The following is a 12,577-nucleotide window of genomic DNA, read 5'->3' as shown; positions in this document are numbered from 1 at the left end:
CTGTTTGAATATTTTATCTACACATTAAATATATTATTGAATAAAAATCTACTCATTATTCAAAAATACTAAAATCTTAGATATTGTTTCCTGTCTCAATTCATCTTGCTCAAATAACACCTCATGTTTAGCGTTCAATACAACTTTGCATTGAGCATTCGGAAAAAGTGCGGTTAATTTTTCAAGATTTTTGTTATCTACTATTTTTTCTTTTTCGGCTTGTAAAATTAGGATTGGAATTTCAATCTTAGGAATAACTTTCGGCAAACGTTTAATGGCATTCAAACACAAATGTAGCCAACGGAACGTTGGTCCGCCAAGATGAATTGCTGGATTCTTACGATTAACACGATTCATCCATTTCATTCTGTTTTTACAGAAACTTAGTTCATTGTATTCCAAGTGGGCTTGTTGATAAGCCCCTTTACCAAAAACATAACGCTCGCTCTGCCCTAACATATTCATTAGGGCAATAATCAGTTCATCTCTAATAGGGTGTTTTAAAGGAATACCGTAAAAAGGCGAAGAAAGCACGGCTTTATTAATGCGATGATCATAATTAGCCAAATAATAGGTTGCAATCAATGCGCCCATTGAATGAGCAAGCAAATGCTGCGTTGAATAGCTGAAAAGTGCGGTTACTTTTTCGATGATTTTCGCCATATCATCGACATAGAAACGAAATTCGTCTAAATGCCCTTTTTCAGAATCCTTCAACAAATGGGTTGAATAGCCTTGACCACGGTGATCAAATAGCAACACATCATAGCCTTGATGATAAAAATCATAAGCTGGCTCTGACCATTTCAACATATTTTCAGCACGACCATTCACTAAAATCATCAATTTTCTATCCGCACTTTTTGCGTGGATTAAATGACGATAAGCGATTTGAACATTATTTTTGCCAGTGAAATATTGCGTTGAAAATTGATTAAAAAAAGGTAACAGTTTGGTAAAGACAAATTGAGTAAAGTAGGATTCTCGATTCATAAGTTTTTAGATGGGATACATCAACGCATACAAAAGAAAGAAAAAGTGCGTGAGATTTTACTTCACGCACTCTGCCAATTATGCCACCAATTGTTTTAAGATACGGCGAACTGGCTCTGCTGCCCCCCATAATAATTGGTCACCCACAGTAAAGGCAGCCAAGTATTCTGGTCCCATTGCCAATTTACGTAAACGACCAACCGGTACGCTTAATGTACCCGTTACTTTAGCTGGCGTTAATTCACGCAATGTACTTTCTTTGTCGTTTGGAATCACTTTCACCCATTCATTATGTGATGCAATAATTTGTTCGATTTCTTCTAATGGTAAGTCTTTTTTCAGTTTAATAGTGAATGCTTGGCTATGGCAACGTAATGCACCAATACGCACACATAAACCATCCACAGGAATTGGATTGTCGCTTAAACCTAAAATTTTGTTGGTTTCTGCATAACCCTTCCATTCTTCTTTAGTTTGTCCGGTTTCTGGAAGAAGTTTGTCAATCCAAGGGATTAAGCTGCCACCTAATGCGGCACCAAAGTTTTCTGTTGGGAAGCTGTCAGCGCGCATTTCAGCGGTGACTTTACGTTCAATGTCTAAAATAGAAGAGGCCGGATCGGCTAATTCTGCGCTTACGGATTTTTCTAATAAACCCATTTGTGAAAGTAATTCACGCATATTTTTTGCGCCAGCACCTGAAGCCGCTTGGTAAGTTGCCACAGAAATCCATTCCACCAAATCTTTTTCAAATAGACCGCCGATAGCCATAAGCATTAAGCTTACGGTACAGTTCCCGCCCACGAAAGTTTTAATGCCTTTTTTCAACCCTTCAGAAATCACATGTTGATTTACCGGATCAAGCACGATAATTGCATCATCTTTCATGCGTAGTGCAGAAGCGGCATCAACCCAATAACCGTCCCAACCTGTTGCTTTTAATTTTGGATAGACTTCATTGGTGTAATCGCCTCCTTGGCAAGTCACGATAATGTCTAATTTTTTCAGTTCTTCAATATCGAATGCATTTTTAAGTTCGCCTGCATCCTTGCCACCAAATACAGGGGCTTTTTGACCTGCTTGTGAAGTTGTAAAAAATACGGGATTAAGATTCGTAAAATCATTTTCCTGCAACATACGATCCATTAATACGGAACCCACCATTCCGCGCCAGCCGATAAAGCCTACATTTTTCATTATTGTTTCCTTAGTTTGTTGTGTTTAAATAGAATTATTAATTACAAGATAGCGTTAGCAAAATCAAGTATTTTTCATGGAAATTTACATTTTGCGAAAGAAATTAAATAAGAAATAAAAAAGAGCAGTCAATTTAAAAGAAAATTTAATTTGACCGCTCTTTTTCTAGTTATCTACTTCGACACTTATCACACCTTCTTCCGCTTTCAACAATGCATACGCATCTTTCAACATTGTGGAATCAATGGAAAAACAGCGAATTTGTAACCGCACTTCACCATTACTTTGATCTTTCACCTGTATATGTTCAATACGATACTGATTGTTTACTAACAATTGGGTGACTTTTCCAATGCTTTCCGCACCATTGACAAGAATATTGAATTTTGTCCGACGACGTTGTGATTTACGATGAACCCAACGTTGAACCAACGGACTTAATCGAATAGACACCAAAATCATCACAGTGGCGATAACCGCATCGAATACGAAACCTGCCCCAGCAGCAATACCGATCCCCGCAGAAGCCCAAATAATCGCTGCAGTGGTTAAACCTGAAATCGCATCATTTTTCTTATGCAAAATCACACCTGCACCTAAAAAACCGATGCCACTAATCACTTGAGCCGCAAGGCGCATCGGATCTGTACGGATATTTTCTGAAACTTGTGCATAATGCTCTGCGGCTTGAATCGAAACAATCGTTAGCACACAAGTGGTGACGGCAATAATGGCGCAAGTTTTCACGCCCACAGGTTTGCGCTTAAGCTCACGCTCTAAGCCGATAACACTACCAAGCACCATCGCCAATAGCATTTTGCTAAAAATAATTAAGTGATAAGGATCGAAAAGTGCAGTTAAAAGTAAAGATGAATTTTCCATAATGATAAAAATGAGTCCGACATAATCGTTTATTCTACATCACTTAGCTTAAAATCTTTACCTTTCGAAGCCTTTAATTTATCGCCTTTCTTGCGAAAATTGAGTAAAATCTTGCGTTTGAAATTTTATAGAGCGAAAAACGGTTATTTTTATGCAAAATTCAACCCCAAGCATTGGCTTTGTAAGCCTTGGTTGCCCAAAAAACTTAGTAGATTCTGAACGAATCTTAACGGAACTACGCACCGATGGTTACAACATTGTGCCAAGCTATGAAAATGTCGATTTAGTGATTGTGAACACTTGTGGCTTTATTGATAGTGCCGTGCAGGAATCACTGGAAGCCATTGGCGAAGCATTGGAAGAAAATGGACGCGTCATTGTAACTGGCTGTTTGGGGGCAAAAGAAGACCAAATTCGTGAAGTGCATCCTAAAGTTTTGGAAGTCAGCGGTCCACACAGTTATGAAGCAGTAATGGCACAAGTTCACAAATATGTGCCAAAACCGACACATAGCCCTTACACCAGCTTAGTACCAAAACAAGGCGTAAAACTCACACCAAAACATTATGCCTATTTGAAGATCTCTGAAGGCTGTGATCACCGTTGTACGTTCTGTATTATTCCATCTATGCGTGGTGATTTAGAAAGTCGTTCTATTACGCAAGTTTTGGATGAAGCCAAACGTTTAGCTGAAGCAGGCGTAAAAGAATTGCTTGTGGTATCCCAAGACACTTCCGCTTATTCCATGGACTTAAAACGCCAAGAGGGCGGTGTAAAAACGGCTTTCTGGAATGGCATGCCAATTAAAAATGATTTAATGACGCTTTGTAAACAACTTGGCAAACTTGGCATTTGGGTTCGCTTACATTATGTGTATCCCTATCCGCATGTGGATGATTTAATTCCATTAATGGCTGATGGCACGCTCTTGCCGTATTTAGACATTCCATTACAACACGCGAGCCCAAAAATCTTAAAAGCAATGAAAAGACCGGGCAGTATTGACCGCACTTTAGAACGCATTAAACAATGGCGTGAAATTTGCCCAGATTTAACATTACGCTCCACCTTTATTGTTGGTTTTCCGGGTGAAACAGAAGAAGATTTCCAATTATTGCTCGATTTCTTAAAAGAAGCCCAACTTGATCGCGTAGGCTGCTTCAAATTCAGCCCAGTTGAAGGAGCTCCTGCAACAGAGATGGCTGACCAAGTACCAGAAGATGTGAAAGAAGAACGTTTCCATCGTTTCATGCAATTACAACAAGAAATTTCTGCAAACCGTTTAAAACAAAAAATCGGTAAAACTCTTGATGTATTAGTGGATGAAATTGACGAAGAAGGCATTATTGGCCGCTCCAAAGCAGATGCCCCTGAAGTTGATGGATTAGTTTATGTAGATAATTTAAGCGGAATCAATGTCAAAGTCGGCGACGTGATTAAAGTAACCATCACAAATTCTGATGAATATGATTTGTGGGGAAGTTGTTAAATAATAACAATCTCAACGAAATAAACAAAAAATCCATCTTCGTATTGAAGATGGATTTTTTATGACTAAGAGCGGTCAAATTTTTAAGTGTTTTTGAACCTATCTTTAAGCCTCATCTATTTAATATCCCCCTTTGGCGCATGCCCGAAATAGCGTTTGTATTCACGGCTGAATTGGCTAGGCGATTCGTAGCCGACTTGGTAAGCGGCTTCGGTAATGCCTCTCCCTTCTTGTGAGATCAGTCGTCTGGCTTCCATCAAACGTAAGGATTTTTGATATTGCAGCGGTGAAAGGCTGGTTATCTTCTTAAAATGGCTGTGAAAACCAGATAATGACATGCCGCTCAGATTTGCCAAGGTTTCCACGGTAATGGTTTCACTGAAATGCTGTTGTAGATAGTGGGTGGATTGGGCAATTTTTTTCGTATGAGATCCAATGCTTACCATCGCTTTAAGTTTATATCCTTGCTCACCAGTAAGCAACCGATAGTAGATTTCTTGTTGGATAAGTGGTGCAAGAAATTCAATATCTTTTGGATTTTCGTGCAATAAAAATAGACGTTCAACAGCATTTTTGAGAGATTCATCCAGATGCCATTGTGCAAAACCTTCGTCACCCTTTTGAACATCATCTGCAAGGTTTGGATTTGCTAATAAAATCTTGCTAACGCTCTCAATATCAATTTTCATCGAAATCACTAAAAACGGCTTTTGCGGCTCTGCATATTTAATCTCACCACGCATCGGTACATTGACTGGGCAGAACATAAAGTGTTGATTGTCAAAACGGTAGCATTGTTCGCCTAGTTGTATTTCACGTTCCCCACTTAACACGATGCAAATGCTCGGTTCTTGAATAATACCCTCGTAGCAAAACGGCTGATCGGCATGGCGAATCACCAAGCCTTTAATTGGAGATGAATAGGTTTCGTTATGTGGAATAACTTTTAATAAGCGTTCTATCGTTTCAGTTGAGAACATTATTTTGTAGGAATAGGCAAGTAATTTGGATAAATCATATAACACTTCATATTGCCGTTCAATATAATGAACTCACTTTAAACGGCAGTACGCCAAAACATTTAACCAATATTGAATTGAGGACAATATCATGAAAATTTTCTACAAAACATCAGCAACAGCAACCGGCGGACGTGATGGTCGTACCCAAGTGGACGATGGTTCAATCGGCTTTGATTTGGTTTCATTTCAAAATGACGGCACCGGAGCTGATGAAAAACACCAACGCGCCGAGTATGGCAAGCACCGCCGCACCGACGAAAAGCGGCCGCATGGGGTGGGTGAAAAACTTATTCATGGTTTGGCTTAATTCTGCATGAAGATGCTTTCGGATATGGATTTATTGGGCGGACAGGGTTGTATCTTGTATTGAAGAAGCAAGCCGAAGGTTTGTCAGATACTCAAATGCCCGTATCATTCATATTATTGATATTATTGTTTGAATTGTATTATTTTCAATAATAATAAATAACCCTAAACCAATATAAATAACAGCCATTATCCAACGACTAAACTTCTCTACAATTTCACCAACACCTGAAATATTAGCCAATCTTTGTGCTGTATATACTAAAACAAAAATCAATATTAAAAATACAAGAAGAGTAACTAATAAGTCGACAAGATCTAAAGTCACAAAGTAAGGAACAAAAAGTCCAATATTATCTGCACCACAACTAGCAACTGTAACCAAAGCAACAATACCGACTAATTTTGACAACCCTTTTTCATCCAATTCTTTTTTAGCTCTTTTTTCGCCCTCACAATCGTCGTAAATAGCAACTTTAATACCTAAGTAAATCGGTATTAAACCTAATAAACCCAACACCCATTTTTCCGGAACATAATTCAAAACAAAAGCTAGAAATAAACTAACTAATATTAAAATTACAGAACCTAAATATTGTCCGATATAAATATCTCGATATTCTTTTCTAGTATTTGCTCTAGCAAAAAATATTAATAGTATTACCAACAAATCTACTGCTGTAGCAATATATAAAACAGCAGCAGTAATCACAGTCGAAAACATAAAGCACCTCATAATGAATCCTCTGCCCCCTTGGCACCACGGCTTTTTCAAAAACCGAATCGCGTTCGGATAACAGATTCGTATCTTTCGCTAAAGAGGCAAGCCTGCGGCTTGCTTACCCTCTCCCTAGCCCTCTCCCACGGAGAGAGGGAATTGGGCTGTCGAGCCTGAACATTTTCAGGTTTACCCGCCATCTGATTCCCAATTCTACGGCTCTCTGATTTTGAGAAACCTGATCCCCTTTCTCCGTGGGAGAGGGTTAGTGAGAGGGCAACGAACCGCAAGGTTTGTCAGAAATTTAAATTCCTATCACTCATAATAATGAATCCCCTGAAACTCTCTTGCCACCACGGCTTCTTCAAAAGCCGAATCGCGTTCGGACAGCGGCGTAGGCAGGGTAATCACGTTTTGCACGTTCATGCCCTTAGTGGAAAGCAGCATGATTTCATGACTCAGGCGTGCGGCTTCGAAGCGGTCGTGCCTTACCAGCATACACGCCATGCCCTGCCGCTCGATTTTTTCCACCAGCATGGCGACCAAAATATCGCGCAAATCGCGGTCCAAACCGACGAACGGCTCGTCCAGCAAGGCAAGGTCGCAGCCGCACAGCAGCAGGCGCAAAAATGCTACCCGTTTCGCCATGCCGCCGGACAATTCGGTCGGATATTTGTTCAAATCGCCCGCAGTCAGCCCGACTTTCGCCGCCAGCGCGATGATTTCGCCTTCATCGGGTTTGTCCATAAAAATAGCGATATTCTGCATCGCGGTCAAGTTTTCCGGCAGGCGGTTTTCCTGAAACAGAAAACCCGTTTTGCGGAAAGTATTGCGTATCGAGCCCGATTTCGGCGTTTCCAAGCCCGCAATCAAACGCAAAACCGTCGTCTTGCCACAGCCGCTCGGCCCGAACAAAGCTTTCACTTCGCCATGTTGCAAGTTCAAACTGAAATCGCGCACGATGGGGTCGCGGAGAATTTCAAAACGCACGTTTTCAAGACAGAGCATCATCTTCTCCACGGCATAAACAAAATTTCCAAAGGCTTGGTAATCAGGTATTCAAACAGCGACACAAACACGATAACCAACACCACATAAGCCATCACCGTCGAAGTCCCCCTGATAGCGCAAGCGTCCTCGCTTGTGCCATTACAATCTATTGTGGTTTCGGAGTTAGCAAAATCCCGAGGCAAGCTCACGAATAAAGTTTACCGGAAAAGTGATATTTGGCGATAAAGTGATTACCTGTTTAAGTTCTTCAATTTTCTTCTAATGACAAAAAAGTGCGGTTATAAAATCAAAAGGATTCTGAACGTTGGCTTTGCCAACGGCTCCCCAGATAGCCCCTCCTTCTGACGCGTAGTTTTATCTATCTAAAAAATAAGCAAATTGAAGTTATTCATGAAAATAGTAAAAATCTGAATCAAACGAAATTGATTTTCAGGCACGCGTTAGGAAACGCGCGCTATCGTGGGGATGTTCGAGTGCGCCGATGCCGCCTTCTTGATAGGCGCGTATCCATCGTCGCAGGTGGGTTCGGGAGATGCCGTAATGATCTGCGGTACGCTGTTGGCTGCGTATATGCAGGTAGTGGAGTACGGCTTGGTATTTGAAGTGTAATGTATATTTGCTCATAAAAAAACTGCACCTTGTGAGTTGGAGGGGATGTCCAACTTTTGGGGTGCAGTTCAGGGTTTGCTCAGGTTTTCAGACGACCTTCGGATTTGGGCGAACCTTATTCCGTTACCGTTTTACGGATGAGCTTTTCCGCATTGGCGAGTGTGTTTTCCACTTCGGCGAACTCTATTTTGCTGCCCGACACCAGCGCGCGCGTATCGTTGAATACGACTTGGACTGCGCCGTCAGCTTCGGTAACGAGGACGCGCAACGGCAGTTGCAGGGCGAAGGCGGGGTCTTTTTGCATCAGCGGCGTGCCGGCTTTGGGCGTGCCGAAAACGATGACTTTCGCGGGCTGCATGTCCAAACCACTTTGTCGCGCTGCGGTTTGGTGGTCGATGACGGCGAACACGATCATGCCTTTTTCTTTAACGGCGGTTTCCAAACGGCGGACGGTATCGTCGAAGCTGTATTTGCTGACGGCGGTATGGGTTTGATTCATGGCTGAACTTTGTCGGGAATCGGTTTGTCGGGCGGCATCGCCGCTATGTGAAGCGCTGGCGGCTTTAGCAGCGGGCGCGGCATAGGATACGGCGGCAGGAAGGACGAGTGCGGCGGCAGTCAGCGCAGCAGTCAGTAATTTTTTCATGGTTGTTTCTCCAAACAGTTGAATAAAGACATCAATCTAAACGGTTCGGCGGCAAAAAGCAATGCCCGTCAGCAAAAGGGTCGTCTGAAACGGGAGTGGTTTTCAGACGACCCTTTGAGACAAAATCAACGCTGCGCATCAACCGCTTCCAAAGCGCGCAGGGCGTAAGTGTAGGCTGCGCCTGCATTCAGGGCGATAGCGGTTGCCAGCGCGCCGGCGATTTCGCTTTCAGTCGCGCCCGCTTTGGCGGCTGTGGCGGCATGTACGCTGATGCAGCTTTCGCAACGGATAGTGATGGCGACGGCGATGGCAAAGTGTACGCGCCCCCCCCTGATAGCGCAAGCGTCCTCGCTTGTGCCATTACAATCTATTGTGGTTTCTGAGTTAGCAAAATCCCGAGGCAAGCTCACGAATAAAGTTTACCGGAAAAGTGATATTTGGCGATAAAGTGATTACCTGTTTAAGTTCTTCATTTTCTTCTAATGACAAAAAAGTGCGGTCATAAAATCAAAAGGATTCTAAACGTTGGCTTTGCCAACGGCTCCCCAGATAGCCCCCCTTATGACGCGTAGTTTTATCTATCTAAAAAATAAGCAAATTGAAGTTATTCATGAAAATAGTAAAAATCTGAATCAAACGAAATTGATTTTCAGGCACGCGTTAGGAAACGCGCGCTATCGTGGGGGACTGCGCCGCCCGACTGAAATTGCCGAGCTTGACGACTTGGGTGAAGGCGTAGAGGTCGTTGAAGTTGCGGTTTTGCATGGGTTTACTCCATATTAAAATGCCGTCTGAAAGGTTGGTTTCAGACGGCATTCTATACAATTAAAGTTGTTCCTATAACATAGTTCCTGTGCTATCTATATTGAAGTCATAGCTATCAATTTCGTCATCTTCTAAATATAGGTTGCCACTAATTTTAACATTGTTTATTTTAAAGGATTTGTTTGTTGAAAAACATGGGTCATCTTCTCCTGGCTCGTGAAATCCATGTACATCACCAGAAATATCAACGGATACTTCCAAATCTAAGATTGCTGAAACTTGGATTGTATTTTCAGATTCATCCTCCTCTAGCTCTATTGATTTTATCGTGTAGTCATCTAAATATTCACCCTCTGACGAGCCATTTTGAGGACCGTAGTCAGTATCAACCTCTATACAGGTTGGCAAAATTGACGACAAATTTTCACTTACAAAATTACCAATTAAATCTTTAACTTCATTTGAAATGTTTTCAAGGTTCATATTAATTCCTTAATGTTAATTAAATGGATTTATTGTGGGTGAGTTACCCACTTTAAATAAATGGAGACGACGCTATTACATTTCAATAGCGTAATAAAAGTACCATTTCCCCTGATAGCGCAAGCGTCTTCACTTGTGCCATTACAATCTATTGTGGTTTCGGAGTTAGCAAAATCCCGAGGCAAGCTCACGAATAAAGTTTACCGAAAAAGTGATATTTGGCGATAAAGTGATTACCTGTTTAAGTTCTTCATTTTCTTCTAATGACAAAAAAGTGCGGTCATAAAATCAAAAGGATTCTGAACGTTGGCTTTACCAACGGCTCCCCAGATAGCCCCCCCTTCTGACGCGTAGTTTTATCTATCTAAAAAATAAGCAAATTGAAGTTATTCATGAAAATAGTAAAAATCTGAATCAAACGAAATTGATTTTCAGGCACGCGTTAGGAAACGCGCGCTATCGTGGGGTCTAGGTTTTGGGGTGCAGATCAAAGTGCGGTCAATCTTAAGTGAATTTTATATTAATTTTGATATTCCATAGTTCACTAAAAATCCACCAACCACTAGCCATAAATAAATCAGTATCCCTAAAATCAGAGGTTTTAATCCAGCTTTCTTGATTGCGCTTGCTTGCGTAGTTAAGCCAAGCGCAGACATCGCTGAAATTAATAAGAAAGAATCGATTTCAACTAATAATTTCACGAGTTCTTTTGGTAATAAATCAAAAGAATTAAAAATGGCAACGCCAATAAAAAGTACAGCAAACCAAGGAATTGTAATTTTGTGTGACGTATTTTCTGATACCCCATTATTACGTGTTAATAACCAAGAAAGCATTAATAAAAATGGTGCGAGCATCATTACTCGGATCATTTTGGTAATGACGGCTGTATTCGCCACGATAGGATCAATATTTCCCCCAATCGCATAAACTTGAGCCACTTCATGAACGCTAGAACCAACATAAATACCGAATTGATGAGCGTTAATTAAATCTTGTGACCAAGTGTAGAAAAATGGATAAGTAAAAATAGAAAGCGTCCCGAAAATGACCACTACGGCAATCGCCACTGAAACTTTATGAGATTCTGCTTTGGTAACAGGCTCTGCCGCCATAACCGCTGCCGCACCACAAATGCTACATCCAGCCCCAGTGAGATAAACCAATTGTTTATCCATTTTTAGATAACGAATGCCCAAAAGTGCGGTAAAAAAGAACGTTGAAATTAGCATGATTGCATCAGTGACGACAGCATTTAAGCCAACATCGGCGATATCGCCAAAGGTGAGGCGAAAACCATACAGCACAATGCCTGTGCGAAGAAGGGGGCCTTTCGCAAATAACACACCTTTTTCTACTTGTGTAGAAAATTGTGGGTAAATGGTATTGCCGATTGCCATTCCCAGCAAGATGGCAGTAATTAAGGCGCTGATATGATAGTGATGAGAAAAGTCGGTACTCCCTAAGTAGCTAGCAAGTATAGCGATAATCGCGATAAATATAAGTCCGAAATAAAAGGGACGTGTGTTCATTTTTTCTCTCCTTAGTGAGTGTTTTTGTCTTTTACCCAAGCAGTTTCATCTAAAATTTTGCCAAAATAGCTTTCGACTAAGCGACGAATAATATCAGTTTGTGGATTAAATAAAAAAACCTTTTTCAGTTAAAAATGTTGGAATACTTGGCGCAGCCTGTAATTCTACACTTTAGCTTATGCAGAGCAGAAAATATAAAAATCTCAGATTTAGACGTAACATAACAAATGCATTGTGATAAATTATGTGCCAAATTGTAAGGCATATTAGTAAAATATGGCTAGGATATTGAATGTTTAATAGGGTTCAAAAGGAAATCAATCAAATTATTAATCGTGGTTTTGACCGCACTTTGATCTGCCCCCCAAAAGTTGGACAGGTTAGTTAACTTAAATATTGAGCTCGGTATTGCACCGGGCTCAACCCTTTGAAAGCAAGTTTAATTCGTTTTTGGTTGTAATACACTAAATATTCTTCAATTTCAGCCTGTAATTCAGCAATTGAATGATAAGTCCGAGAGTAAAAGCACTCTGATTTTAGTATCGCAAAAAAACTTTCAATCACCGCATTATCGTAGCAATTTCCTCGGCGACTCATACTTTGCACTGATGAATCCCCTAATGATTTTGGTAAAAATCATTAAGTTAAGGTGGATACACATCTTGTCATATGATCAAATGGTTTCGCGAAAAATCAATAATCAGACAACAAGATGTGCGAACTCGATATTTTACACGACTCTCTTTACCAATTCTGCCCCGAATTACACTTAAAACGACTCAACAGCTTAACGTTGGCTTGCCACGCATTACTTGACTGTAAAACTCTCACTCTTACCGAACTTGGCCGTAACCTGCCAACCAAAGCGAGAACAAAACATAACATCAAACGAATCGACCGATTGTTAGGTAATCGTCACCTCCACAA

Annotated in this window: 13 protein-coding genes and 5 pseudogenes; 4 read left to right on the top strand and 14 right to left on the bottom strand. The window is 40.9% G+C overall.

Translation table 11 applies throughout. The features are described 5' to 3' along the window. Positions 1–48 precede the first annotated feature (48 nt). The 3 genes from KP712_RS06280 to KP712_RS06270 form a co-directional block, all read right to left on the bottom strand. A complete protein-coding gene (locus tag KP712_RS06280; RefSeq protein ID WP_215770717.1) occupies positions 49–993 on the bottom strand; it encodes an alpha/beta fold hydrolase in 945 nt (314 codons plus the stop codon). Positions 994–1,071: 78 nt separating this feature from the next. After that, complete coding sequence (gene asd, locus KP712_RS06275) at positions 1,072–2,187, bottom strand: aspartate-semialdehyde dehydrogenase (protein ID WP_215770716.1); 1,116 nt, start codon at positions 2,185–2,187, stop codon at positions 1,072–1,074. A 165-nt stretch (positions 2,188–2,352) separates the two neighbouring features. Next, positions 2,353–3,069: an MgtC/SapB family protein gene (locus KP712_RS06270; protein WP_215770715.1), complete on the bottom strand. Its 717-nt coding sequence runs from the start codon at positions 3,067–3,069 to the stop codon at positions 2,353–2,355. A gap of 151 nt (positions 3,070–3,220) precedes the next feature. On the opposite strand from KP712_RS06270, the gene rimO reads away from it, so the two are divergent. Further along, positions 3,221–4,558 (top strand): 30S ribosomal protein S12 methylthiotransferase RimO, encoded by a 1,338-nt coding sequence (gene rimO, locus KP712_RS06265; RefSeq protein ID WP_114891390.1) that lies wholly within the window; start codon positions 3,221–3,223, stop codon positions 4,556–4,558. Positions 4,559–4,674: 116 nt separating this feature from the next. Here the strand turns inward: rimO and KP712_RS06260 are convergent, their stop codons facing one another. Then, the gene (locus KP712_RS06260) at positions 4,675–5,538 is read right to left on the bottom strand and encodes an AraC family transcriptional regulator (RefSeq protein WP_215770714.1); all 864 of its coding nucleotides are present in this window, start codon (positions 5,536–5,538) and stop codon (positions 4,675–4,677) included. A 130-nt stretch (positions 5,539–5,668) separates the two neighbouring features. On the opposite strand from KP712_RS06260, the gene KP712_RS06255 reads away from it, so the two are divergent. Then, positions 5,669–5,887, top strand: a complete 219-nt coding sequence (locus KP712_RS06255) for a hypothetical protein (protein WP_046943022.1) — start codon at positions 5,669–5,671, stop codon at positions 5,885–5,887. 108 nt (positions 5,888–5,995) lie between these two features. Here KP712_RS06255 and KP712_RS06250 read toward each other — a convergent pair whose 3' ends face one another. The 6 genes and pseudogenes from KP712_RS06250 to KP712_RS06225 form a co-directional block, all read right to left on the bottom strand. Beyond that, entirely contained in the window at positions 5,996–6,610 is a 615-nt protein-coding gene (locus KP712_RS06250) for a CadD family cadmium resistance transporter (protein WP_003766668.1), read from the bottom strand. 309 nt (positions 6,611–6,919) lie between these two features. Further along, entirely contained in the window at positions 6,920–7,612 is a 693-nt protein-coding gene (locus tag KP712_RS06245; protein ID WP_215770713.1) for an ATP-binding cassette domain-containing protein, read from the bottom strand. Next, a pseudogene (locus tag KP712_RS06240) lies at positions 7,612–7,740 on the bottom strand (ABC transporter permease); the annotation flags it as partial. The gene KP712_RS06245 and the pseudogene KP712_RS06240, both read right to left, overlap by 1 nt. Before the next feature lie 304 nt (positions 7,741–8,044). Beyond that, positions 8,045–8,239, bottom strand: coding sequence for a helix-turn-helix domain-containing protein (locus tag KP712_RS09245; RefSeq protein WP_204371006.1), 195 nt, complete (start codon positions 8,237–8,239; stop codon positions 8,045–8,047). A 100-nt stretch (positions 8,240–8,339) separates the two neighbouring features. Further along, entirely contained in the window at positions 8,340–8,870 is a 531-nt protein-coding gene (locus KP712_RS06230; RefSeq protein ID WP_252346419.1) for a DUF302 domain-containing protein, read from the bottom strand. 125 nt (positions 8,871–8,995) lie between these two features. Next, positions 8,996–9,181 (bottom strand): annotated as a pseudogene (locus KP712_RS06225) (carboxymuconolactone decarboxylase family protein); the annotation flags it as partial. A 214-nt stretch (positions 9,182–9,395) separates the two neighbouring features. On the opposite strand from KP712_RS06225, the gene KP712_RS06220 reads away from it, so the two are divergent. Beyond that, entirely contained in the window at positions 9,396–9,653 is a 258-nt protein-coding gene (locus tag KP712_RS06220) for a hypothetical protein (RefSeq protein ID WP_215770712.1), read from the top strand. Between the two features lie 54 nt (positions 9,654–9,707). Here the strand turns inward: KP712_RS06220 and KP712_RS06215 are convergent, their stop codons facing one another. The 4 genes and pseudogenes from KP712_RS06215 to KP712_RS06205 all read right to left on the bottom strand — a co-directional run. After that, complete coding sequence (locus KP712_RS06215; protein WP_215770711.1) at positions 9,708–10,118, bottom strand: hypothetical protein; 411 nt, start codon at positions 10,116–10,118, stop codon at positions 9,708–9,710. A 515-nt stretch (positions 10,119–10,633) separates the two neighbouring features. Then, positions 10,634–11,650 (bottom strand): YeiH family protein, encoded by a 1,017-nt coding sequence (locus KP712_RS06210; RefSeq protein WP_215770710.1) that lies wholly within the window; start codon positions 11,648–11,650, stop codon positions 10,634–10,636. An 11-nt stretch (positions 11,651–11,661) separates the two neighbouring features. After that, positions 11,662–11,757: pseudogene (locus KP712_RS09240) on the bottom strand (peptide ABC transporter ATP-binding protein); the annotation flags it as partial. A 277-nt stretch (positions 11,758–12,034) separates the two neighbouring features. Further along, a pseudogene (locus KP712_RS06205) lies at positions 12,035–12,253 on the bottom strand (IS3 family transposase); the annotation flags it as partial. A 109-nt stretch (positions 12,254–12,362) separates the two neighbouring features. On the opposite strand from KP712_RS06205, the pseudogene KP712_RS06200 reads away from it, so the two are divergent. Then, positions 12,363–12,577: pseudogene (locus tag KP712_RS06200) on the top strand (IS4 family transposase); the annotation flags it as partial.

It is taken from the genome of Haemophilus sp. SZY H68, assembly GCF_018829685.1.
GTDB lineage: Bacteria > Pseudomonadota > Gammaproteobacteria > Enterobacterales > Pasteurellaceae > Haemophilus > Haemophilus haemolyticus_K.
The sequence above is the reverse complement of the archived record's forward strand: the minus strand, read 5'-3'. Positions and strand labels throughout refer to the sequence as shown.